The sequence below is a fragment of the Polaribacter sp. 2405UD43-2 genome (assembly GCF_058147125.1).
This window is the reverse complement of record NZ_JBYVJX010000001.1, coordinates 16,236-39,532: the sequence shown is the minus strand read 5'-3', so window position 1 is coordinate 39,532 and position 23,297 is coordinate 16,236. Positions and strand designations below refer to the sequence as shown.

The window sequence follows — 23,297 nt, the reverse complement described above, 5'->3', positions numbered from 1 at the left end:
TATTTAACGTACCTTTGCACGATTTTTATAATGAGCTTATCTCATTTATAAATTCAGTCCGAATTATAAAATGGGTTTGCAGGTGGGCGTTCTGTGAATCCACAAAAACACAGATATGTCAACATTTTTAGAATTAGGTTTAAAAGAACCTATCAATAAAGCATTGACGGATTTAGGTTACGAAAAACCTACCGTTATTCAAGAAAAAGCAATTCCGCAAATTATTTCATCTACAGACGATTTAAAAGCTTTTGCACAAACAGGTACAGGAAAAACAGCTGCTTTTAGCTTGCCAATATTAGAACTTTTAGACCCTAGTAATAGTAGTGTACAAGCAATAATTTTATCGCCAACAAGAGAACTTGCCGTTCAAATTGGTAATAATATTAAAGACTTTAGCAAATACTTAAAAGGTGTTAAAGTAACAACTGTTTATGGCGGGGCAAGTATAGAAGATCAAATTAGATCTCTAAAAAAAGGGTCGCAAATTGTTGTAGGAACTCCTGGTAGAACAGTAGATTTAATAAACAGAAGAGCATTAAAATTAGGAAACGTTCAATGGCTTGTTTTAGATGAAGCTGATGAAATGTTAAATATGGGCTTTAAAGAAGAATTAGATAAAGTTTTAGAGGTAACACCAGAAACCAAACAAACTTTGTTGTTTTCTGCAACATTTCCGAGAGAAGTAGAAGCAATTGCTAAAAACTATATGACTAGACCTATAGAAATTACTTCTGGTCAAAAAAACCAAGGTTCAGATAATGTTAGTCATGAATATTATTTGGTTACAGAAAGAACACGTTACCCAGCTTTAAAAAGAATTGCAGATTTAAACCCAAATATTTACGGAATTATTTTCTGTAGAACCAGAAGAGAAACACAAGAAATAGCAGATAATCTTATAAAAGACGGATATAATGCTGATGCTTTACATGGAGATTTATCGCAAGCTCAACGTGATTCTGTAATGGGTAAATTCAGAAAAAAAACAGTACAATTATTAGTGGCAACAGATGTTGCTGCTCGTGGTTTGGATGTAAATGAGTTAACACATATTATCAATCATAAATTACCCGATCAAATAGAAAACTATACTCACAGAAGTGGTAGAACTGGTAGAGCAGGTAACAAAGGTATTTCTATAGTTTTAGTTAGTAATAAAGACAAAGGAAAGCTAAGACCAATTGAGAGAATCATTAAAAAGAAATTTGTTGAAACTAAGGTGCCTTCGGGTAAAGAAATTTGCGAAAATCAATTAATGCATTTAATAGACAAAGTGCATAACATTAAAGTAAATGAATCTCAAATAGAGGAGTTTTTACCTAATATTTATGATAAATTGGCAGCATTAACTAGAGAAGAATTAATTCAAAAATTTGTTTCTTTAGAGTTCAATCAATTTTTATCTTATTATGAAAATGCGAAAGATTTAAACGATTTATCTTCTAGAGATAACTCTAGAGCAAGAGCAACAAGCGAAAATATGACACGCTTTTTTATCAACATTGGTAGAAAAGACAAATTAAACCCAGCCAAATTAATAGGATTAATCAATGATCAAAATATTGGTGATAAAATTGAAATTGGTGCAATAGATATTTTAGACACTTTCTCTTTCTTTGAAGTTGATAAAAATTACGAAGACAAAACTTTAGCGGCTTTTTCAGATAATCAACCTGATTTTGATGGACGTTCTGTAAACGTAGAAATTACTAATAAAGAACGTTCTGGAGGTGGAAATAGAAGAAGAGGCAAAAAACCTTTTGGTAAAAAAGATGGAGGTTTTGGAAGACGTAGAAGTTCTGAAAGTTCTTCTGATAGAAGTGATGACGGAAGCAGAAGACGCTCTAAAAGAAGTTCTGATAGACCTAAAAATTCTGGAGATAGAAAATCTGGAGGTTTTGGTAGAAGACGTAGAGAAAGGTAAATCTTATCTTTAATTATCCATAAAATAAAAAAGGTAGAAATATAATATTTCTACCTTTTTTATTTGTATTTTAAATACTTACCTCCTACTATAATTTGGAGCTTCTTTAGTAATTGCCACATCATGAGGATGACTTTCGTTAATTCCGCTTGCGGTTATTCTAACAAATTTTCCTGTTTCTTTTAGTGTTGCTACATCTTTTGCGCCACAATATCCCATTCCTGCACGTAAACCACCTATAAACTGATGAATGCTTTCTGCTAATTCTCCTTTATATGGAACTCTACCTACAATTCCTTCTGGAACTAATTTTTTAATATCATCTTCCACATCCTGAAAATAACGATCTTTAGAACCTTGTTTCATTGCTTCTACAGAACCCATTCCTCTGTACGATTTAAATTTTCTTCCTTCGTAAATAATAGTTTCTCCTGGAGATTCTTTAGTACCAGCTAATAAAGAACCCAACATTACAGAATCTGCACCTGCAGCAATAGCTTTTGGTATATCTCCTGTATAACGAATTCCTCCATCTGCAATTACAGGAACACCCGTTCCTTTTATTGCAGCTGCAACTTCTAAAACTGCAGAAAATTGAGGAAAACCAACTCCTGCAACAACTCTTGTGGTGCAAATAGAACCTGGACCAATACCAACTTTTACTGCATCTGCACCAGCATCTACTAAATATTTTGCAGCTTCTCCTGTTGCAATATTACCAACAACAACTTCTAACTCTGGAAACTTTGCTTTAACTTCTTTTAAAACAGCAACTACTCCTTTTGTATGTCCATGAGCAGTATCAATAATAACAGCATCTACACCAGATTTTACCAAAGCTTCTGCTCTATCTACGGCATCAGCAGTAACACCTAAAGCAGCTGCAACTCTTAATCTACCATAATTATCTTTATTGGCTATTGGTTTTTGGGTTACTTTAGTAATATCTCTAAATGTGATAAGTCCTTTTAGTTTATAATTATCATCAACAATTAATAGTTTTTCAATTTTATGTTTTTGAAGAATTTTTTCTGCTCCTTTTAATGAAGTTCCAACAGGAGCAGTAACTAAATTCTCAGCTGTCATTACCTCAACAATTGGTCTTTGGTTGTTATGCTCAAAACGTAAGTCTCTGTTGGTAACAATTCCTTTTAAAGTTCCGTTTTCATCAACAATAGGAATTCCACCAATACTATGCTCTTTCATAAAAGATTTAGCATCTAAAACTACTGCAGTTAAAGGAAGTGTAACTGGATCTAAAATCATACCAGATTCTGCACGTTTTACTTTTCTAACTTCTTTTGCTTGTTGCTCAATGGTCATATTTTTATGCAAAACGCCAATACCACCTTCTCTTGCAATAGCAATTGCTAATGCAGATTCTGTAACTGTATCCATTGCTGCAGATGCAATAGGCACATTAATTGTAATATTTTTAGTAAATTTTGTTTTGATACTAACTTCTCTTGGAAGTACTTCTGAAAAGGCAGGAACTAATAGAACATCGTCATAAGTTAAACCTTCTCCTAAAATTTTGTTGTTGTGTGCTGTCATGTTGCAATTAAGAGTTAATTGCGTGCAAATATACTATAATAAAACAATACCTCCTATATAACTTCATTTTAAACTCTTTGTTGATAAATACTATTTAAAATAAATCTAAATAAACTTTGTTATGATAAAAAAAGTTACTTCATTTGTATTTTATTTTTAATCAGTCTAAATAAGTATAATGAAATTACAATTAACAATCCTTTTTCTGTTTGCTTTTCAAATTCTAGTATCACAAGAAACTAACAAAGAAAGATTAAAAGAAGAAATCAAAAAAGAACTAAAAAGAGAATTTAAAAAGAAAAATCATCTTAATAAGTTTAGTTTAAAAGGTTATGGTGTTATAAACTATTATAATTATAAATGGGACACAGATAATGAAAAAAGAAATACTGTAGATGCAGAGCGTTTAAATTTATATTTAAACTATAAATTCAATTCTAAAATTGCTTTAAAAACAGAATTTGAATTTGAACATGGAGGTACAGGAGTTACAAAAGAACTTGATAAACTCGAAGAATTTGGAGAATTTGAAACAGAAGTTGAGAAAGGTGGAGAAGTAAAATTAGAACAAGTTTATATTGATTTTAACATCAATAAATACTTAAATGTAAAAGCGGGTAAATTTAAAATGTATTTTGGTTTAGCACAAAATTTAGATACACCAGATGAATATTTTACTACGCATAGACCCGAAATGGAAAATGAATTACTTCCTTTAGGTTGGTACGAAACTGGCTTAGAACTTTACGGAAGATTACTTAATAATAAATTATTATATCGTTTAGCGTTTGTAAACGGATTAGATGCCTCTGGCTTTAGTTCTAGAGGTTGGATTAGAAACGGACATCAAACTCGTTTTGAAATGGCAAATGCCGAAAATTGGGCAACCGCTATTCGTTTAGATTATAAATTAGGAACTCATAAAAATTCATTTGCAGGCGTTTCTGGATATTTTGGAAATACTGCCGATAACAGACCAAAACCAGATATAAAAACGGATGCTTATTTATATCTAGTAGAAGGACACATTACATATAATGAAAAAGCATTGCGTTTTAATTCTATGATTTTTTATGGAAACCTTCAAAACTCAGACATTATCACATCAAGAAATAAAAACCTATCAAATGCCTTAGGTGTAAAAAGAACTCCTGTTGCAAAAAATGCTTTAGGTTTTTCTGCTGAAATTGGATACGATATACTATCACTTAAAAATATAAAAAGTAATCAAAAACTATATCCTTTTGTACGTTATGATTTTTATGATTCAATGTATAAAACACATCCTTTAGTTACTGATAATCCTAGATGGGAAAGAAGTGTTATTACTAGCGGATTTAATTGGTTTATACACAAAGGAGTAATCGCTAAAATTCAATATTCTAATAGAACTTTAGGCTCAAAAAAATTAAACAACTTAGGAAAACTAACTAATAATAACCAAAAAGAAAACACCTTTTCTGCAGGAATTGGCTTCGTATTTTAAATAATTAATATCAAATATAAAAACAATAAAAATGAAAAAAGTACTATTAAATGTAAAAGCACTAATTATAGCAATAACTGCTATAACGTTTGCAAATTGTAGCGATGATAATAATAGCGTTCCTACAAATCCTATTAAAGATTATTCTGCAATTATAACAAACTTAGCAGATAATGTATTTACAGCTACTTATAAAAGTTTAAACAACCAAGCAACTGTATTAAAAACAAAATTAGATGCATTAAAGGCAAACCAAAATGCAACCACATTAAAAGAAGCAAGAGATGCTTGGAGAGCTACAAGACAACCTTGGGAAAACTCTGAAGCTTTCTTATTTGGACCAGCAGGAGAAACAGGAACAGGTGCATTAAGTTTAGACGGAAAATTAGACAGCTGGCCTGTTGCAATAAACGATTTACAAGCATTTTTGACGGGTAGCTCTACTATTTCAGAAAAAATTGTAAGCGGACAAGAAGATACTTGGAAAGGTTTTCACGGAATAGAGTATCTATTATGGGGAGCAAAAGGTGTAAAAACCCACTCAGATTTTACTGCCAGAGAATTAACCTATTTAACTTTTCTTGCAAAAGATTTAAAAAACAATACTGAAGCTTTATATAAAGGATGGACTTCTGGTGGTTTTGCTACCATTTTTAAAGCGGCAGGTACTAAAGCAGGAAAAGAATGGACAAGCCAAAAAGCTGCTCTACAAGCTATAACAAACGTTGGAATTACTGGTGATTTATCTGGAATGCAAAACATTGCAAATGAAGTTGCAACTGGTAAAATTGCTGCAGCTTTTGGTAATGCTACTCAAGAAGAATCTCGTTTTTCTCATAATTCTAAAGTAGATTTTATGAATAATATGAGAAGCATACAAAATGTGTATTTAGGTACTTACGGAGCTGCTAGTAACAATAAAGGAATTGGAACTATAATTGCTGAAAAAAATTCAGATTTACACACTCGTTTTGTTACAGAAATTACGGCTGCTATTAATGCCATAGATGCTATAAATGGTACGTTTACTGATGCCATTACAAAAGATAAAGCAGGCATACAAAATGCAATAAATAAGGTTACTATTGTTACCAAAACTATAAATGATAACATTGCTCCTATCATATCAAAATTAGTTACAAAATAATGAATTAAAAAATGAGGGAAGCTCTTTGTTTAGTAAGCTTCCCTTATTTATATAGAATATAAAAAGTGAAAAAAATAATTATTTTATTACTTACAATTGCAACCTATTATTCTTGCACTAAAAAAGAAAGTGATTTGTACAAACCTGTAAATCCTGATGAATATTATTCTGGCGGAAAAGCAACTATTTTTGCTTTGGGATTTTCAGTAGCAGCTCCTAACCTTTCTGCAAAAAACATTAAAAAACACGATGCTGGTGATGTTGATTTTGAGCAACCTTTTGTAACTGCTCCTGCTCCAGATTTTGGTGGTTTAGGCCCCGTTTTTAATCATATTTCATGTGTAGGTTGTCATGCTGCAGATGGTAGATCTGCTTTCCCAACAGATATAAATTCATCAAATGGATTATTATTTAGAGCTAGTATTCCTGGAACTGATAGTAATGGTGGCCCTTTAGCTGCCCCTGGTTTTGGTGGTCAATTACAACAAAGAGCCAATCAAGGTCAAAACCCAGAAGTACAATTTAATGTTACTTATCAAAATAAAATTGTAACTTTTGCTGATGGGTCCAAGGTAACTTTAAGAAAACCTATTTTTAATATTAAGAGTTCCTACATTCCTATTCCTAGCGGAATGATGATTTCTCCTAGAATGGCTCCTCCTGTCTTTGCTATGGGACTTTTAGAAGCAATTCCTGAACGTGATTTATTAGCTTTAGAAGATATAAATGATAGCAATAAAGATGGTATTTCTGGTAAACTAAACTATGTTTGGGATGTAACAGATAAAAAATTAAAACCAGGTCGTTTTGGTTGGAAAGGTGACGCACCTACTTCTTTACAACAAGTTGCTGGTGCTTATCATCAAGATATGGGAATTACAAATCCTGTTTTTAAGACAGAAAGTTCTTTTGGACAACCACAATATGATGGTTTAAATGATGAAACAGAAATAAATAAAACTACGTTAGAAAATGTAACTGTATACGTTCAAACTTTAGGCCCTCCAGCACCAAGAAATTTAGATAAATTAGAAGTTAGAAAAGGACGTCAAATATTTTACGATGCTAAGTGTAATGCCTGTCATACTCCAAAACATAAAACGGGTAATTTTGATGAAATTCCAGAGTTTTCTAATCAAACCATTTATCCTTATACAGATTTATTACTGCATGATATGGGAGATGATTTAGCAGACAACAGACCTGTTTTTAAAGCTAATGATAAAGAATGGCAAACAAGACCTTTATGGGGTATTGGCTTAACCAAGTTTAATAATGGTCATACCAACTTTTTACATGATGGTAGAGCCAGAAATATTGAAGAAGCTATTTTATGGCATGGAGGTGAAGCAAAAAACAGTAAAGACTATTACACAAAACTATCAAAAAATGATAGAGAAGCTTTACTTGAATTTATGGATGCTTTATAAAAACTCTGTATTTAGATTCCCGTTTTCACGGGAATGACAATTTCAACAGAAACCCCGAGGCAGAACCTTGAGGAATTCTTTTCGATTAAAGACTGTCTTTTTAGGCAGTCTTTTTTGTTAATTGAAATAAAATTATAAAAGTTGATACTCCAAAACTAAGGGTCATTAAAAAACCAGAAAACATAATTACATATTTCATCCAAAGAACTTCTTTCCAAAGAAAATAGATACCTCCAAAAGTTAAAACTAAGGAAAGAAAAGGTTCTATCATTAAAAATAATTTTAATTTTTGATGAATATTTGTGGTTGATAAAATGAAAGAAAGTAAGAAGAAAATTACTGAAAGCGATAAAATATGACTGTGAACAGTTGTCATTATTTCTCCTTCAGATTTTTTAAACATCATTTTTGTAGCATTTTCATCATCTTCGTTACCTAAATAACGTTGTTCAATTCCGTTAGGATTTGCTTGTGTTGTGGTTCTCACAAAAGAAATTCCGCCATAAAAACCAATACTTAATGTACAAACAAAAGCAATAATTAATACTTTTATTTCTTTTGGAAATAGATGAATTGTGCCACTAAACTGCATTATAAAACTTCGTTTTTGTGTAAAATATCTAAATTATGTAAAAATTGATTGATAGCTACTGTCATAGAATTTGCAGAAATTGTGGCTCCAGAAATTGCAATAATATCTTTTTGATATTTTAATGTGTCTGAAGATTTTTTTCCAATAAATTGTTTTAACCAACGTTTGCTACCAATTTCTCCACCATAATCTTCTCTATAAATTAACACTTTCGTTTTAGCAATAATTAAGTTTTTGTCTAACAAAATGAGATAATCAAACACATCTGTTTTACTTGGCGCTTTATCTACAAAAGCAAAACCAATTAATTCCTCATTTTTTACAATTCTAAAAAGATGATTTTCTTTTATTTTATACGTTAATTTTTTGTTGATAGAATCGTTAATAGAGATATTTTTTAATTGAAAATTTTCTACATCAAAAGTTTTTTTAATTTCTTTATTTATTTTCTTTTTTAATCTATTAGGCAAACTAAAAGAAACTAAAACAAAGGTTAAAACAAAAATTAGAAAAGGAAAATATCGTTTTAAAATCATTCTGCAAAAGTAATTAGAATTAATCTAAATAAAAAAAGTCGAACCAAAATAATTTGATTCGACTTATATTAAATATTTTTAAAAAAATTTAGAACCAAATTCCGAAACCTAAATTAAATTGTTTGGTTGCTTTATTACCAATTTCTGCATTGTCTTTTATTTGGTAATCTGCTTTAAATGCAGCTCCTGGAGCTACTTTATAAGTTAAACCAACTGTCCACTCATTTCTATCAAAACTTAAATTTTTAGTTGTACCAGCTTCTGTAGATGCGTGTGTATTAAAATCTTCATATCTCACAAAACTATACAATTGTTGCTCTTTATTTAAAGGCAATAAATTATATGCAGCTTCTAAATACCAACCTTGCAATTGGCTACCTAACTCTTCGCCTTTTTTTACACTATAGTATTGATTATACTCTTTAGAATCTGTAATACTTGCGTTTATAAACTGACCTCTTGCAGTAAAACGTTTGTTTGCATAACGTGCATCTAAACCTAACATTGCAACACCAACGTCTGCACCATGTTTATCTTCTATAGCTTTATCAGATTGTGTTCTACCAAAATATCCTGACAGACCTAAACGCAAACCTGGCAATCCATAATAATCTAATTTACCAGCAAAATTTACATTATTCATAGTTGATTCTGCTCCTTTTTGACGACCATTTCTTAAACCATTTTTACCTCCCAAAAATTTAGAACCATTTTTAGAAGTAAAGCCATTAAACATATAGGCTTGGTAACGTAAAGATGCATCATCAAACTTACCAGAAACACCTAAACCAATTTCTCTCCATGTTGTTGGCACAATGGCTTTGTCCATACTTGGGCGTTCTACACCATTAAAAGTTGTAGGTTCATGATATTCATTTACAATTCCCATAGGAACCAACATTAAACCAGCTCTTAAGTTTATATTATCGGCTAAAGTGTACTGTAAAAAAGCTTGCTCTACATAAACTTCTTTTACGTGTTCAAATTCTAATTCTGTTATAAATTGAGTGCGTTCGTTAAACTTATACCCAAAAAGCATTACTACTCTATGAACATCTAAATTAGCGTTTTTACCAGATTCACTATTGTAATGTGCTTCTGCATAACCACCAACTGTTAAACCTTTTTGATTTAAATTTGAAGATAATAAACGTTGTGCTGCATTTACTTGTTTTTGCGGATCTACATTAATACTGTCTTTTTGTGTGTTTTGTGCAGAAATACCTAAAGTTGTTGCTACTGCAATTGCTAGGATTAATAATCTTTTCATTTTATTTAGATTAATTATAAATTGTTATTTATTTTGCGTGCAAATATATAACCTAATAAGAGTTTTACAAACTTTATCTAGATTTAATTTAAATAAAAATAAGATTGTTTTATAAGTGATTCATAACTAATAAAATAATTATAAAGATTTTAAATAAGAAACAACCGATTTACGAATATCATAAGCTAATTCTGTTTCTTTTGGCTTATAAATAGAGATTACTTCTTTATTATCGGAAGATAGAAATGGAATATCAAATCCTTTTAATAAATAGTCTGAAAAAGCGACAGAATATATTGCATTATCGTTAATAAGTTTTCCTTTAACAAACCAATTATCACCATTTAATACAACATTATATCTGTGTAAATAAGCTCCTGTTCCTGCAGCTAATTTTCCATATTTTAATACTCGTTTTAGTAATCTTCCTTTAATTTTAACATTTAAAACATCGCCACCATAAGGTAAAACTCTAAAAATATCTACTGGAGTTACGTGCCCACTTAATTGATCATCAATTCTAATAGAACCTCCATTAACAAGTGCACAATCTACTTTATTAGCATAAGCAAAAGACATTGCTTTGGTTATAATTTGCCCTAAATTAGTTTGTTTGCTTCTAATTGGAGTATCTCTACCCTCTAAAGAAATTTTTGCATTGTAAATAACTTCTTCAGGATTAGCAATAATATCTGTTATTTTTGATGTTAAAATTGTCTGCCATTTATTAACAACTTTGGCAACTTTTACATCTTCTTTTATTGATGAGTTTATTTCTTTTAACTCAGATTTTACAATTGTTTTCTTCGTTTTTTTATCAAAAGAAATTCTATGTATATACACTGTTTTTGCATTTGCATCTGCTTTAGAAATGATTACATTTTCAACTTTATCATAAGAGTTTGTATGTTCATGACCTCCCATAATTAAAGGCAAATCAGGAATAAGTTTTGCAATTCTTTTGTCGTTTGCAAGTTTAACATGGGTTAAACCAAAAACAACATCAACAGCATCTTTTATTGCAGCATAAGAGCTTCTAGCTTTTACAAACATATTACCATATTCTACATAATCTTTTGGGTTTGATGGAATACAGACACTGATAAATCCTATTTTAATTTTTGTACCGTCTGCATCTGTAATTTCTTTTATAAAGGTCTCTCCTACTGATTCTTTTTTACCTTCTCTTTCTTTATAAAAAGGAATTGCAGCTTCTTTGGTTTTGAGCTTTACATTGGCAGAAATCCAAGGAAACTTACTTTCATTTAATCGTTTTTGTAAATCTTTTTTAGAAACATCAAACTCGTGATTACCAAAAGCCACCAAATCGAAATTCATAGCATTCATTACTTCTACCATTTGTTTTCCTTTTACTTTTTCTCCATTCACTTTTAAAGTTCCTAATAAAGACGGATTTAAAAAATCGCCTGCCAAAAACAACATTGTGTTTGGGTTTTCTTTTAGCAATTCTTGATGCACAGTTTCTACTCTTGCCATTCCTCCAAATTCACCTCCTTGAATGGGTGCAATTTCATAAACATCGTTAAGTTGTAAAAAGGTAAACTCTATTTTATGATCATCTCTATTACAAGAGGTTACTAAGAAACTAAAAAAGATGAGGTATAAATACCTGTTTTTAAAATTTTTAATTAAAAAAGTTGCTAATTCCATTTTTTTTTTTTTTACATTTGGGTATCATCCACTAAAATTGTTTGGGGGATGAAAGGAAAAAATTGCTTTCTTTTCATTACAATTTAGGATTATTATTTGTGCCAAAATCTGGTATGCGATTTAGTACGAGTTATTTTTTAAATAATAGATATTTAAAAAATAAAACCTCTATTTATAAATTTTAAAAACAATATCTCTAAATAAAGTTTAACTAAAACTACCGCTAATGAAATAAATAACGATAAAATAAATAGAGGAAATTGTTACAAATGTAATACACCTCGTAGCTTAGAACAAAATTAATTTAATTAAAATTTTTAAAATTTAATATTATGAAAAAAGTAATTATAACACTTGCTTTTGTGGTATCAATTGCTACATTAAACGCAAAAACTAATAACATAGAAATTATTAAAGATGATTGTCATGCAGTTGCATGTGCATATTTAGAGTTTGTAGAGGATATGTTCGGTGATTTATCAGAAGCTGAAGCAGAAGCACATTATCAAGTCGGATTTAATGCATGCTAAAAATAAATAGTTTTATTCAATATGGGAGGCATAATGATGCCTCCTATTTAAAAAAAACCTTATGAAAAATAATTTACTCATTTTATTTCTTACTTTTTTTATAAATCTAAGTTTATCTTTTTCTCAAACTGGTATTGTTACTTATAAAATTACTACAAAAATTAAAATAAATAAAACTAAAAGACCAGAAATGGCAAGAAAAATAACAGAAGAAATAAATAGAATATCACAAGTTTTATATTATAATACTAAAATATCATTCTATAAAAAAGAAAAAAACATACCAATTTATCCATTTGAAGCTAAATCTGCTGATATAGCTACTAAATCTCATCATAAATGGTATCAATTTAATAATACAAATAAAATAGCTGCTCATAATGTTAAAATCTTAAATAAAAATTATGTTGTAAACCACAGTTACAAAATGAAAAACTGGGAATTAAATAGTGAGGTAAAAATAATAGATGGTTATACTTGTTTTAAAGCTACTAGAAAACAGTTTATATCAAGATCTAATAAGAATAGAATAATAATAGCATGGTATACTCCAGACATTCCTGTACCATATGGACCTGTTGGTAATGGTGGGCTACCAGGGTTAATTTTAAAATTAGATATTAATGATGATCTTACATATTTAGTGGATAAAATTATTTTAAACCCTAAAAAAATGAAAAAAATACCCAATATAAAAGAGGGAAAAAAAATAAGTGTTAGTGAAATGGTAAAACTCTCAAGAAAAGCTAGAAAAGTTACAATAGATTAAACGCAATAAATGTTTAGAAAAAATTTATTTTTACAATATTCTTTTATTTCTTAAACAATTTTGCACAAGCAACAGTTAAAGGAAAAATATTTCATTATATATAACACTCCTTAAAAAAATGCTAATATAACTATAGGCAACGATGAGTATTTTGCATATAATTGTGAAGGACTAGAAGGTTTTCAAGATTAGGGGGGGGAAATAGATGAAGAAACAGCTGAATTTATAGTTGACACTCTATATAATCAATATATAAATTAATCATTAAAAAAAAGAGAAATGAATCATTCCTCTTTTAAAAATATACCAATTTATCCTATTGAAGCAAAATTGGCTGCTACTCTTATGCGTGTAAATAAAGGTTGTTATCAAAATAGTAATAACAAAGAGAAATCGTTTATAAACATAGAAATTAAAAATAAAACTTATGTTGTAGATCATAGTGATAGAATGAAAGGTTGGAAATTAAAAAAGAAAGAAAATATACAAAAGATTAAATCTTATGAAAGTGAATTCCCTTTTACTAATTGTTTTTATATTTTCATCAAAATTAATTATCTCGCAAACAATTGTTAAAGGTAAAATTTTAAAGAGCAATAAACAACCCTTAATGGGTGCAAATATTTTAGCTTTTCCAACAAATAAAGAAAAATTAGCTTTTACAGTTAGTAATAATTTAGGGTATTATTCTTTATCTCTTTCTAAAAACACAACTTATAATATATCAATAAGTTTTATGGGGTATATTACTAAAAAAGAAGTTTTAATTACTCCAAAAAAAGATAGTATAATTCATTTTATATTACAAGAAGATCCAAATAAATTAGAAGAAATTACCATAAAATATAAAGTTCCTATTAAAATTAGAAAAGATACAACAACTTATAATGTAGATGCTTTTACTAATGGAAAAGAAAGAAAACTAAAAAATGTTTTAAAAAAATTACCTGGTGTTGAAGTAGATAGAAAAGGCAATGTTACTGTTAAAGGCAAAAGAGTTACAACCTTATTAGTAGATAATAAGAAGTTTTTTACTGGCGATACTAAATTAGCTGTAAATAATATTCCTGCAGATGTTATTGCAAAAATTGATGTAATAGAAGATTATCATGAAAATTCTTTTATGAAAGGTTTAGATAAATCTGAAGAAGTTGCTATGAACATTAATTTAAAAGAAGGCAAAAAGAAATTTGTTTTTGGTGATATTGAGTCAGGTATAGGAGTAAAAGACAGATATGTTTTACATCCTACAATTTTTAAATATAAACCTAATATAAATTATAGTTTTATTGGAGATTTTAACAACACTAATAAAAAATCTTTTACACTAAGAGATTATTTAAATTTTGAAGGTGGTTTCGATTTTAATAATATTAGAGATATTGTTCAATCTCCAGTTTTGAGAGCCTTAAGAAATCAAAATATTACCAGTAGCAAGCATAAATTTGGTGGTTTTAATATGCAGTGGCAAAAAAGTAAAAAGTTAAGTTTGAGTTCTTTTTTAATTGCGTTTTCAGATAATACTGATAGCCGGATGGAAAATTTTAAGAATTATTTAGTAGATGATATTACAGAAAAATTAAAAGAAGATGAAAACAATGATAAAAATTTGTTTCTTGGAAAAATACAAATGCTTTACAAGCCAGACGAAGATACTAGAATTAAATATTTTACAAAATTAGAAACCACAAATATCAATCAATCTATTCAGAATAACAGAAATTTAGAAAATACCATTATTAATTTTAAGGAAAATAATTTTATAGCTTCTAAAAAAGTAAAATCTTATTTAAAAGCAGAGAAAAAGTTTTCTGCAAACCTCACCACTCAAGCCATAATAGATTTTAATTTCAACCAAATTAATGACGATAATAATTGGCATCCAAATACCAATATTTTCCCTAAAAGTATTCCTATTGATAAAAATAAGGAAATTAATATTTTTCAAAATTCTTCATCGGAAAAGTTCGAATACAATACTGCTCTAAAACATTTTTGGATTTTAGATAATGTAAATCATCTTTATTTTAATTTGTGGAATAATTACGAGCAAAATACCTTAACAAATAATTTATTACAAGACAATACTGAGTTTAATGACTTTAAGAACAATTTAAACCATAATCAATTTACAATTTTTACTAGTATTTTATATAAAAAATTAATTGGAGATGCTATTTTAACTGCGGAAATAAAATATCAAAACTATTACAGAACAACTTCTAATAATGGGATAAACGGTTCTTATAAATCTAACCTAATTCTCCCAAAAATTGAAATAGACTGGGATCTTTCTACAAGAAAAAAAATCACCTTTAAATACAATCTCACGAATACGTTTCCCAATACTAGACAGTTAATTACAAAAAATGTTCTAAATAGTTACAATAATATTTTTACAGGAAATATCGATTTAAGAGAAACTTTTTACCATTTTATAAGTCTTAGATATAGAAAATATAAAAATTATGGTTGGAGTTATTACCCAAGTATTTCTTATCGATTAAAATACAATCAAATACAGAACGTTTACAATTCTACCAATATCTTTAATTCTGTTAATCCAATAAATATAGATACACCAAACAAATCTTTAAACACAAACTTTAAAGTTGTTTACAATTACAAATATTGGAGAGCAACTTTATTGGGTGAATATAGAAATGCCAATTATACTACAATAATTAATAATAATGAAATTAAATCTATAGACAATTCTTTTTTAACAAGAGCTACTTTTAGAACTGTTTACGAAGATAAACCAAATATAGATTTTTCGTATTCACAAACGTATAATGACAATACAAATCCTTTTTTTAGCAGTATTTCCAACCTTTCTAAATTAGATCTTGCAGCAGATTACGAAAAAGGGGATTGGATTTTTAAAACTGAATATCTCTATAATTACTATAAAAATAATACAACAAATAACACCAATTTTTTTAACCAATTAAATGCTTCCATTTTTTATCAAAAAGAAGATAGCCCTTGGGGATTTGAAATTACAGGATCCAATATTGGGAATAATACTTCTAAAGTAAGTTCTAATTTATCTTCTTTTTTATTTTCGGAAACAAGAAGATTTATATTTCCGAGAACTATTGTTTTCAAAATAATTTATAAGCTCTAATAATTTAAATAAACACCTCTAAAGCCTTATTATAAGCACTTTCAAAACTCATAGGTTTAATTCCTGTTTCTGCTTTATGTATCGTAAAATAACTGAGTAATTTTTCAGTGGGCATATTACCTGTTAATTCGTCTTTTGCCATTGGGCATCCACCATAACCTTTTATAGCGCCATCAAAACGATTGCATCCCGCTTTAAAAGCGGCATCTACTTTTTCGTGCCATTTTTCTGGAGTTGTATGTAAATGCGCGCCAAACTCTATGTCTGGGTATTTAGGAATTAAATTAGAAAACAAATAATCTATTACTTTAGGGGTAGAGCTACCAATAGTATCTGAAAGCGATAAAATTTTAACGCCCATATTAGAGAGTTTTTCTGTCCACTCGCCTACTATTTCTACATTCCAAGGATCTCCATACGGATTTCCAAATCCCATAGATAAATAAGCAACCACTTCTTTATTTGTTTTATCTGCAATGTTTAAAATTGTATCTAAAGTTTCTATAGATTCTGCAATAGTTTTATGTGTATTACGCATCTGAAAGTTTTCTGAAATAGAAAAAGGATATCCTAAATAATTGATTTCTTCAAATTGCGAAGCATCATTAGCACCTCTAACATTGGCTATTATTGCTAATAATTTACTTTGTGTTTTAGATAAATCTAACTTAGATAAAACAGCTGCTGTATCTCGCATTTGCGGAATAGCCTTTGGCGATACAAAACTGCCAAAATCTATGGTATTAAAACCAACTTTTAGTAAAGAATTGATATACAATGCTTTTTTATCAGTAGCAATAAAATGCGATTTTATGCCTTGCATTGCATCTCTTGGACATTCGATAATCTTTACTTTTTTCATCTTAATCAAAGATAACTAAACTATTGAATTTGTAAAAAAGAAAATCATCTTAATGCAATATTTTAAACAATAATTCTTTTAAAATATCTTTATTAGATAAGCTTGCACCAACTCCTTTACTCTTAACATCTGCTTCTCTTAAAGCTGCAACAACTTGCGCCACTTTACGCATAGGATAATTTCTTGCTGCCAAAAAATATTCATCAACAAAATAAGGGCTTACTCCAATTGATTTAGCTACCGAATTCTTAGATTTATCTTGCAAACCGTGAAATAAAAGTAATTGTGTAAAAAAACTATTTAATAAAGAAATGGTCATTACCAAAGGATTGTTCCTTGGGTTTTCTGCAAAATAATTAATAATTCTATTGGCTTTTACAACATTCTTCTCTCCTACTGCTTTTCGTAATTCAAAATTATTAAAGTCTTTAGAAATTCCAATATTTTCTTCAATATGTTTGTCATTAATAATGCTTTCTTTAGGCAGAATTAACATTAATTTATCTAATTCATTAGCTATTTTACTTAAATCAGTTCCTAAAAACTCTACCAACATTTGAGCAGCTTTTGGCTCAATTTGATATTTTTTTCCGCTTAAAACTCTACGAATCCAATCTGTAACTTGGTTTTCATATAATTTTTTGCTTTCAAAAATCAAACCAGATTTTGCAATTGCTTTGTAGAGTTTTTTACGTTTATCAAGTTTTTTATATTTATAATTGATGACTAAAACTGTAGTTGGTTGCGGCTTTTCTGCATAAGAAACCAGCTTCTCAATAGTTCTGCTTAAATCTTGTGCTTCTTTAACAATTAAAACTTGTCTTTCAGCCATCATAGGATAACGTTTTGCAGACGATACAATATCTTCTATACTTGCATCTCTACCATAAATTACCTGCTGATTAAAACCTTTTTCGGCTTCGTCTAAAATATTTTCTTCAATAAAATCAGAAATCTTATCAATATAATAAGACTCCTCGCCCATTAAAAAATAGATAGGTTTTATATTGCCTTTCTTAATATCTGAAACTATGGTTCTTATTTCGTTCATAATTGTGATGAATTTGACACGAATTCACAAATTAAATTTTTATTTACTTCAAAATCCTTTGGATTTTAATTCATTAAATTAATTTCATATATACTATAATTACAAAATTCGTGAATTAGTGGCAATATATTACAATACTATTCTTTTAAAATCTAAAGATTCATTTTGAAAATTAACTAAAATACACAATTTGTTACCAGAAACCTTAAGGTAATTTATACATTGTGCTATATGCTTTGGATGAAATTCTTTAACTGATTTTACCTCTAAAATTATTTTATCAAAAATAACAAAATCGGCAAAAAATTGATGCTTTAAAGTAATTTCTTTATATCTAACTGCATACTCTTTTTCTCTTTCAAATTCTATATGCTTTCTTTTAAATTCATATTCTATAGCATCTTTATAGACAATTTCTAAAAATCCACTTCCCAAGTTATTATGAACTTCAAATGGTGCTCCAATAATATCATAACTTTCCTTTTTATAAATCATTTTAATTTGTGATATTCGTGGCAATGAAGATGCAAAAACTCAATCTACCAACTTGTAATTTCAAACTCAAAAGTAGCGAAAATAAGACGCTTATTTTTGATAAATTGAGAAAAAAATATTTGGTTTTAACACCTGAAGAATGGGTGCGTCAACATTTTGTTCATTTTTTGGTTGATGAAAAAAAATATCCAACTTCTTTAATGGCCATAGAAAAGCAGCTCACCATTAACAATCGAAAAAAAAGAACGGATATTTTAATTTTTGATAAAAATGGAAATCCTGATATTATTGTTGAATGCAAAGCTCCTAAAATAAAAATTATGCAAGCTACTTTTGATCAAATTGCACGCTATAATTTAAAACTAAAAGCCAACTATTTAATTGTTACCAATGGTTTACAGCACTTTTACTGCAAAATGGATTTTAAAAATGAAACTTATATTTTTTTGAAGGATATACCTGATTATAAATAAAAATAATTTAAAATTTTGCCACAAATTCACGAACAAAAAATAGTGACGAATAATTTTTAAACTGTAAATTCGCAATCTTGAAAATAGCAATTGTCATATTAAATTGGAATGGTAAAAAACTGTTAGAACAGTTCTTGCCTTCTGTTGTAAATTTTAGTTCTAAAGAAGCTGAAGTTTATCTGGCCGACAATGCTTCTACAGATGCTTCTATAAGTTATGTAAAAGAGCATTTTCCAACCGTAAAAATTGTAAAAAACACTGTAAATGGTGGTTATGCAAAAGGTTATAATGATGCCTTACAATCTATAAATGCAGATATTTATTGCTTGTTAAATTCTGATATTGAAGTAACCAAAAACTGGTTAAAACCCATAATTGATGTTTTTAAAAAAGATAAAAATACAGCCATTATTCAACCAAAATTATTAGATTTTAAAAACAAGACTAAGTTTGAATATGCAGGTGCTGGTGGTGGTTTTGTAGATTTATATGGATATCCATATTGCAGAGGACGTGTTTTTAATCATTTAGAAACTGATGAAAGTCAATTTAACGATGAAACTGATATTTTTTGGGCTTCTGGTGCTTGTTTGTTTATTCGTTCAGAAGTTTATCATAAAGTAGGTGGTTTAGATGAAGATTATTTTGCGCATCAAGAAGAAATTGATTTGTGCTGGAGAACGCAAAATATTGGGTATAAAATAAAATATGTTGGCGCATCTACTGTTTATCATGTTGGAGGTGCTACTTTACAAGAATCAAATCCGCATAAAACATTTTTAAACTTTAGAAATAGCTTGTTAAATGTGGTAAAAAATGTACCAAAAAAATGGTTTTTGTTTGTAATTTTTTCTCGTTTAATTTTAGACGGAATTACAGGAATTAAGTTTATTATTGAGTTAAAACCTAAACATACTTGGGCAATACTAAAAGCCCATTTTAGTTTTTATAAAAACTTCTTTAAATTTTTAGCAAAGCGTAAAAAATTATCTAAAAAACAAAATTATAATTTACACACAAGTATTGTTTGGCAATATTTTGTTTTGGGTAGAAAGAAGTTTAAAGATTTAAAGTAATTATTTTTCTAATTAACGTGAGTTCGACATATTATTTATTGATAATCAATTAGTTATTTGTTTTTTGGTGCGCAGATGTCATTCAGACGAAGAATGAGGAAGAATCTCATTAAGATTTCTCATCACTCGTACCTCGTTCTTTCGAAATGACAAAACACTGATAATAAGAAATATAGCACCTCAATATAATTCTATATTATATCGAACTCACCTTAATTAATGAGATTCTAAAGCAAGTTCAGTGAGACATAGTTTCATCAACTTAATTGCTTACTTTTTATCTGTGAAATTTTTCAACTTTGAAAGCCTGAATCTTTGAATCTTAAAGAATATCTAAACTCCCTTTTCCTTCTCTAATAACTTCAGGATAATCGTTTGTAAAATCTATAATTGTTGATGCATTATTATCTCCATAACCACCATTAATAACAACATCAACTAAACTTCTCCATTTTTCATAAATTAATTCTGGGTCTGTTGTGTATTCTAAAATTTCATCATCATCTCTAATAGAAATAGATGCAATAGGATTTCCTAAATTTTCAACTAAAGTTCTAACAATATTGTTATCTGGAATACGAATACCTACAGTTTTTTTCTTTTTAAAAACTTTTGGCAGGTTATTGCTACAAGGCAATATAAAGGTATAAGGTCCTGGCAAGGCTTTTTTTAATACTTTAAAAGTGGCTGTATCTATTTGCTTTACATAGTCTGAAAGGTGACTTAAATTATTGCAAATAAAAGAAAATTTAGCTTTGTCTAGTTTTACGCCCTTAATTTTTGCTATTTTTTCTAAAGCTTTATTATTAGTGATATCGCAACCTAAACCATACACAGTGTCTGTTGGATAAATTACCAAACCTCCATTTTTTAAAATGTTTACAATTTTGTCTATTGTTTTCTGATTTGGATTTTCATTGTATATTTTAAGAAATTCTGCCATTCTATAAATATACAAAAACTCAGCTTATTTTTTATTAAGCTGAGTTATTTTTTAGGAAGTTGAATTGTTTTAAGATTTATCTACTAACCTAAATCCTTCTCCATGAATATTTAAGATTTCTACATTTTCGTCTTGTTTTAAGTATTTACGCAATTTTGCAATATAAACGTCCATACTTCTAGATGTAAAGTAGTTATCATCTCTCCAAATCTTTGTTAAAGCTAATTCTCTTGGCATTAAATCGTTTTTATGAATAGCTAACATTCTTAGTAATTTACTTTCTTTAGGAGATAATTTTGTTGGCTCACTGTCTTTACCTATTGATAAATGACGTAGTTTAGAATTAAAAAAGAAACTTCCAATAGTGAATTCAAATTGTTCTGACTCTGCAGATTTATCTGTTTCTTTACGTTGTAAAATTGCTTTTATTTTGTGCAATAAAACTTCAGAATCGAAAGGTTTGTTTAAATAATCATCTGCACCCACAGAGTATCCTTTTAAAACATCTTCTTTTAATGTTTTGGCTGTTAAGAAAATAATTGGTACTTCTTTGTTTGTACCTCTAATATCTTGTGCTAAAGAAAAACCATCTTTACGAGGCATCATCACATCTAAAATACAAAGGTCATAATCGCTGTTTTTAAACATAATTAAACCTTCTATTCCGTCTTTAGCGTGTGTAACATTATAATCGTTTAATGCTAAATAATCTTTTAATACGGTTCCGAAATTTGGATCGTCTTCTACTAATAAAATCTTTTTACTTCCCATTTTATATACTTTTTAAATTATTGGTAACTTAACTGTAAATATGCTTCCTTTTCCTTTTTCACTTTCAACAAACACTGTACCATGATGCTTTTCTATAATTTCTTTTACATAGGCTAAACCTAGTCCATGTCCTTTAACATTATGAATATTTCCTTTTTGTTCTCTGTAAAATTTATCGAACACATGTTTTTGTACTGCTTTACTCATTCCTATTCCTTCGTCTTTTATTTTAAAGATAAAAAACTTGTTGGTACTTTCTGTGTAAACATCAATTTTTGGTGCTCCTTCAGAATATTTTATTGCATTTTCTAACATATTAACAACTACATTCGTTAGATGAAACTGATTTCCAGAAATTTCTGAAGATATAGCTTCTAAATGCGTGTTAATTTTTCCTTTTCTATTGTCAATTAGTAAACTTATATGTGTAATTGCATCTTCTATAATGTCGTGCATATCTACTGTTTCCTTACTAATTTCAATTTGGTTCTTTTCTAATCTAGAAATTCTTAAAACATTTTCTACTTGAGAGTGCATTCTTTTATTTTCGTCTCTAATCATTTGTACATAACGCAAAACTTTAGATTTATCATCTATAATCTTAGGATTTTTAATTGAATCTAACGCCAAATTAATAGTTGCTATTGGTGTTTTAAATTCATGTGTCATGTTGTTAATAAAATCTGTTTTAATTTCAGAAATTTTCTTTTGTCTTAATAATTGATATAAAGAACTTGAAAAGGCTATTATTATTATAAAAATAAAAAATAATGATAGCGTTAAAATACTTGAAATACCCGATAGAATATGTTTATCTTTTGATGGAAATGTTAGATATAAATCATATTCTACATCTTCATTCGAATTTAAAAATAAAGGATAGGAATAACCATCTTTTTTATCTATTGTATAATAACCAGATTTTAATTTGGTAGCTAAACCATCTTTACTATATACACCATATTTAAAATCTAAATTTATATTTCTTCTACTTAATTCCTCTTTAATTGTAGCATTTAATTCTCTATTACTTATTCTTTGATGAATGGGTTTACTACTGTTATAATTCTTTAAAATTAAATCGAATTGAGATTTTTCTATACTTTTTAATCTTTTTGTAAAAGAGAATCTTTTTTCATCTATGGTAGCAAATACGTTATCAGCTCCTTTTATTGTTCTTGTCTGAAAGAAGTCGTTTTTACCAGTAATACGTTTAAAAATAATTGTATCGTTATCAATAAAATCTACTGGCATTTTAAAATTTTCTTCTAAAATAGTTCCTCCATAAGTAAACCTTTGTTTGGTTGTTGTATCTATTTCTTGAAATAACCAGTTTTTAATCTGAGCTTCGTCTGCTAAAACTCTATTTTCTAAAATACCTCCAAATTTATTTTCTAGTAAAACCCTTTCTTTTTCATTGATTCTTTCTGCAACACGTCCTAAAGATTTTTGAACATCATTTTTAAATTGTTCTTTCTTACTTTCAACGGCATTGTTTATCCAAAATAATTGTACTGCAATAATACCTATTAAGGAGATACTCATTAAAGCAACAATAAGTACAAACATTTTTTTGCCCATAAG

The 23,297-nt window shown here is 28.5% G+C and carries 21 protein-coding genes; 10 read left to right on the top strand and 11 right to left on the bottom strand.

The genetic code is table 11. The annotated features are described in order from the left end of the window. Positions 1-115: 115 nt before the first annotated feature. Positions 116-1,927, top strand: coding sequence for a DEAD/DEAH box helicase (locus ACY2RX_RS00185; protein ID WP_490101933.1), 1,812 nt, complete (start codon positions 116-118; stop codon positions 1,925-1,927). A 78-nt stretch (positions 1,928-2,005) separates the two neighbouring features. Here the strand turns inward: ACY2RX_RS00185 and guaB are convergent, their stop codons facing one another. Then, positions 2,006-3,481: an IMP dehydrogenase gene (guaB, locus tag ACY2RX_RS00180; protein WP_490101932.1), complete on the bottom strand. Its 1,476-nt coding sequence runs from the start codon at positions 3,479-3,481 to the stop codon at positions 2,006-2,008. A gap of 178 nt (positions 3,482-3,659) precedes the next feature. Here guaB and ACY2RX_RS00175 point away from each other — a divergent pair, with 178 nt between their 5' ends. The 3 genes from ACY2RX_RS00175 (at position 3,660) to ACY2RX_RS00165 (ending at position 7,544) form a co-directional block, all read left to right on the top strand. Continuing rightward, on the top strand, positions 3,660-4,967 hold the full coding sequence (locus tag ACY2RX_RS00175) for a porin (RefSeq protein ID WP_490101931.1): 1,308 nt from the start codon (positions 3,660-3,662) through the stop codon (positions 4,965-4,967). Between the two features lie 31 nt (positions 4,968-4,998). Beyond that, positions 4,999-6,114, top strand: coding sequence for an imelysin family protein (locus tag ACY2RX_RS00170; protein ID WP_490101930.1), 1,116 nt, complete (start codon positions 4,999-5,001; stop codon positions 6,112-6,114). A gap of 65 nt (positions 6,115-6,179) precedes the next feature. Continuing rightward, a complete protein-coding gene (locus ACY2RX_RS00165; RefSeq protein ID WP_490101929.1) occupies positions 6,180-7,544 on the top strand; it encodes a di-heme oxidoreductase family protein in 1,365 nt (454 codons plus the stop codon). Positions 7,545-7,644: 100 nt separating this feature from the next. Here the strand turns inward: ACY2RX_RS00165 and ACY2RX_RS00160 are convergent, their stop codons facing one another. The 4 genes from ACY2RX_RS00160 to ACY2RX_RS00145 all read right to left on the bottom strand — a co-directional run bounded on the left by ACY2RX_RS00160 (position 7,645) and on the right by ACY2RX_RS00145 (position 11,613). Continuing rightward, on the bottom strand, positions 7,645-8,136 hold the full coding sequence (locus tag ACY2RX_RS00160; protein WP_490101928.1) for a hypothetical protein: 492 nt from the start codon (positions 8,134-8,136) through the stop codon (positions 7,645-7,647). Then, the gene (locus tag ACY2RX_RS00155) at positions 8,136-8,672 is read right to left on the bottom strand and encodes an FMN-binding protein (RefSeq protein WP_490101927.1); all 537 of its coding nucleotides are present in this window, start codon (positions 8,670-8,672) and stop codon (positions 8,136-8,138) included. Before ACY2RX_RS00155 ends, ACY2RX_RS00160 begins: the two co-directional genes overlap by 1 nt. An 88-nt stretch (positions 8,673-8,760) precedes the next feature. Next, on the bottom strand, positions 8,761-9,942 hold the full coding sequence (locus tag ACY2RX_RS00150; RefSeq protein WP_490101926.1) for a hypothetical protein: 1,182 nt from the start codon (positions 9,940-9,942) through the stop codon (positions 8,761-8,763). 138 nt (positions 9,943-10,080) lie between these two features. Then, entirely contained in the window at positions 10,081-11,613 is a 1,533-nt protein-coding gene (locus ACY2RX_RS00145; protein WP_490101925.1) for a bifunctional metallophosphatase/5'-nucleotidase, read from the bottom strand. A 332-nt stretch (positions 11,614-11,945) separates the two neighbouring features. Between ACY2RX_RS00145 and ACY2RX_RS00140 the strand changes: the two genes are divergently transcribed. The 4 genes from ACY2RX_RS00140 (at position 11,946) to ACY2RX_RS00125 (ending at position 16,042) form a co-directional block, all read left to right on the top strand. Continuing rightward, positions 11,946-12,143, top strand: a complete 198-nt coding sequence (locus tag ACY2RX_RS00140) for a hypothetical protein (protein WP_490101924.1) — start codon at positions 11,946-11,948, stop codon at positions 12,141-12,143. Positions 12,144-12,204: 61 nt separating this feature from the next. Continuing rightward, complete coding sequence (locus ACY2RX_RS00135; RefSeq protein WP_490101923.1) at positions 12,205-12,912, top strand: GLPGLI family protein; 708 nt, start codon at positions 12,205-12,207, stop codon at positions 12,910-12,912. 279 nt (positions 12,913-13,191) lie between these two features. Beyond that, a complete protein-coding gene (locus ACY2RX_RS00130) occupies positions 13,192-13,488 on the top strand; it encodes a hypothetical protein (RefSeq protein WP_490101922.1) in 297 nt (98 codons plus the stop codon). 34 nt (positions 13,489-13,522) lie between these two features. Beyond that, on the top strand, positions 13,523-16,042 hold the full coding sequence (locus ACY2RX_RS00125; RefSeq protein WP_490101921.1) for a carboxypeptidase-like regulatory domain-containing protein: 2,520 nt from the start codon (positions 13,523-13,525) through the stop codon (positions 16,040-16,042). Positions 16,043-16,046: 4 nt separating this feature from the next. Here ACY2RX_RS00125 and ACY2RX_RS00120 read toward each other — a convergent pair whose 3' ends face one another. The 3 genes from ACY2RX_RS00120 to ACY2RX_RS00110 form a co-directional block, all read right to left on the bottom strand. Next, the gene (locus ACY2RX_RS00120) at positions 16,047-16,904 is read right to left on the bottom strand and encodes a beta/alpha barrel domain-containing protein (protein ID WP_490101920.1); all 858 of its coding nucleotides are present in this window, start codon (positions 16,902-16,904) and stop codon (positions 16,047-16,049) included. A gap of 49 nt (positions 16,905-16,953) precedes the next feature. After that, on the bottom strand, positions 16,954-17,955 hold the full coding sequence (gene holA / locus ACY2RX_RS00115) for a DNA polymerase III subunit delta (protein WP_490101919.1): 1,002 nt from the start codon (positions 17,953-17,955) through the stop codon (positions 16,954-16,956). Between the two features lie 129 nt (positions 17,956-18,084). Next, positions 18,085-18,450, bottom strand: coding sequence for a GxxExxY protein (locus ACY2RX_RS00110; protein WP_490101918.1), 366 nt, complete (start codon positions 18,448-18,450; stop codon positions 18,085-18,087). A gap of 29 nt (positions 18,451-18,479) precedes the next feature. On the opposite strand from ACY2RX_RS00110, the gene ACY2RX_RS00105 reads away from it, so the two are divergent. Then, positions 18,480-18,923 (top strand): type I restriction enzyme HsdR N-terminal domain-containing protein, encoded by a 444-nt coding sequence (locus tag ACY2RX_RS00105; RefSeq protein ID WP_490101917.1) that lies wholly within the window; start codon positions 18,480-18,482, stop codon positions 18,921-18,923. Positions 18,924-19,000: 77 nt separating this feature from the next. Beyond that, a complete protein-coding gene (locus ACY2RX_RS00100; RefSeq protein WP_490101916.1) occupies positions 19,001-19,999 on the top strand; it encodes a glycosyltransferase family 2 protein in 999 nt (332 codons plus the stop codon). 322 nt (positions 20,000-20,321) lie between these two features. On the opposite strand, the gene ACY2RX_RS00095 is transcribed toward ACY2RX_RS00100, so the two are convergent. The 3 genes from ACY2RX_RS00095 to ACY2RX_RS00085 form a co-directional block, all read right to left on the bottom strand. Beyond that, a complete protein-coding gene (locus ACY2RX_RS00095; protein WP_490101915.1) occupies positions 20,322-20,942 on the bottom strand; it encodes an L-threonylcarbamoyladenylate synthase in 621 nt (206 codons plus the stop codon). A 69-nt stretch (positions 20,943-21,011) separates the two neighbouring features. After that, positions 21,012-21,713, bottom strand: coding sequence for a response regulator transcription factor (locus tag ACY2RX_RS00090; protein ID WP_490101914.1), 702 nt, complete (start codon positions 21,711-21,713; stop codon positions 21,012-21,014). Between the two features lie 12 nt (positions 21,714-21,725). Continuing rightward, positions 21,726-23,294 (bottom strand): sensor histidine kinase, encoded by a 1,569-nt coding sequence (locus tag ACY2RX_RS00085; protein ID WP_490101913.1) that lies wholly within the window; start codon positions 23,292-23,294, stop codon positions 21,726-21,728. Positions 23,295-23,297 lie beyond the last annotated feature (3 nt).

What these genes read in the sequence shown, in the direction of transcription:
- ACY2RX_RS00185 (WP_490101933.1), top strand. Translation starts at nt 116, where the DNA reads ATGTCAACATTTTTAGAATTAGGTTTAAAAGAACCTATCAATAAAGCA.
- ACY2RX_RS00130 (WP_490101922.1), top strand. Translation starts at nt 13,192, where the DNA reads ATGAATCATTCCTCTTTTAAAAATATACCAATTTATCCTATTGAAGCA.
- ACY2RX_RS00105 (WP_490101917.1), top strand. Translation starts at nt 18,480, where the DNA reads ATGCAAAAACTCAATCTACCAACTTGTAATTTCAAACTCAAAAGTAGC.
- ACY2RX_RS00135 (WP_490101923.1), top strand. Translation starts at nt 12,205, where the DNA reads ATGAAAAATAATTTACTCATTTTATTTCTTACTTTTTTTATAAATCTA.
- ACY2RX_RS00140 (WP_490101924.1), top strand. Translation starts at nt 11,946, where the DNA reads ATGAAAAAAGTAATTATAACACTTGCTTTTGTGGTATCAATTGCTACA.
- ACY2RX_RS00155 (WP_490101927.1), bottom strand. Translation starts at nt 8,672, where the DNA reads ATGATTTTAAAACGATATTTTCCTTTTCTAATTTTTGTTTTAACCTTT.
- ACY2RX_RS00150 (WP_490101926.1), bottom strand. Translation starts at nt 9,942, where the DNA reads ATGAAAAGATTATTAATCCTAGCAATTGCAGTAGCAACAACTTTAGGT.
- ACY2RX_RS00160 (WP_490101928.1), bottom strand. Translation starts at nt 8,136, where the DNA reads ATGCAGTTTAGTGGCACAATTCATCTATTTCCAAAAGAAATAAAAGTA.
- ACY2RX_RS00175 (WP_490101931.1), top strand. Translation starts at nt 3,660, where the DNA reads ATGAAATTACAATTAACAATCCTTTTTCTGTTTGCTTTTCAAATTCTA.
- ACY2RX_RS00120 (WP_490101920.1), bottom strand. Translation starts at nt 16,904, where the DNA reads ATGAAAAAAGTAAAGATTATCGAATGTCCAAGAGATGCAATGCAAGGC.
- ACY2RX_RS00125 (WP_490101921.1), top strand. Translation starts at nt 13,523, where the DNA reads ATGGGTGCAAATATTTTAGCTTTTCCAACAAATAAAGAAAAATTAGCT.
- ACY2RX_RS00145 (WP_490101925.1), bottom strand. Translation starts at nt 11,613, where the DNA reads ATGGAATTAGCAACTTTTTTAATTAAAAATTTTAAAAACAGGTATTTA.
- ACY2RX_RS00110 (WP_490101918.1), bottom strand. Translation starts at nt 18,450, where the DNA reads ATGATTTATAAAAAGGAAAGTTATGATATTATTGGAGCACCATTTGAA.
- ACY2RX_RS00170 (WP_490101930.1), top strand. Translation starts at nt 4,999, where the DNA reads ATGAAAAAAGTACTATTAAATGTAAAAGCACTAATTATAGCAATAACT.
- ACY2RX_RS00085 (WP_490101913.1), bottom strand. Translation starts at nt 23,294, where the DNA reads ATGGGCAAAAAAATGTTTGTACTTATTGTTGCTTTAATGAGTATCTCC.
- holA (WP_490101919.1), bottom strand. Translation starts at nt 17,955, where the DNA reads ATGAACGAAATAAGAACCATAGTTTCAGATATTAAGAAAGGCAATATA.
- ACY2RX_RS00090 (WP_490101914.1), bottom strand. Translation starts at nt 21,713, where the DNA reads ATGGGAAGTAAAAAGATTTTATTAGTAGAAGACGATCCAAATTTCGGA.
- guaB (WP_490101932.1), bottom strand. Translation starts at nt 3,481, where the DNA reads ATGACAGCACACAACAACAAAATTTTAGGAGAAGGTTTAACTTATGAC.
- ACY2RX_RS00095 (WP_490101915.1), bottom strand. Translation starts at nt 20,942, where the DNA reads ATGGCAGAATTTCTTAAAATATACAATGAAAATCCAAATCAGAAAACA.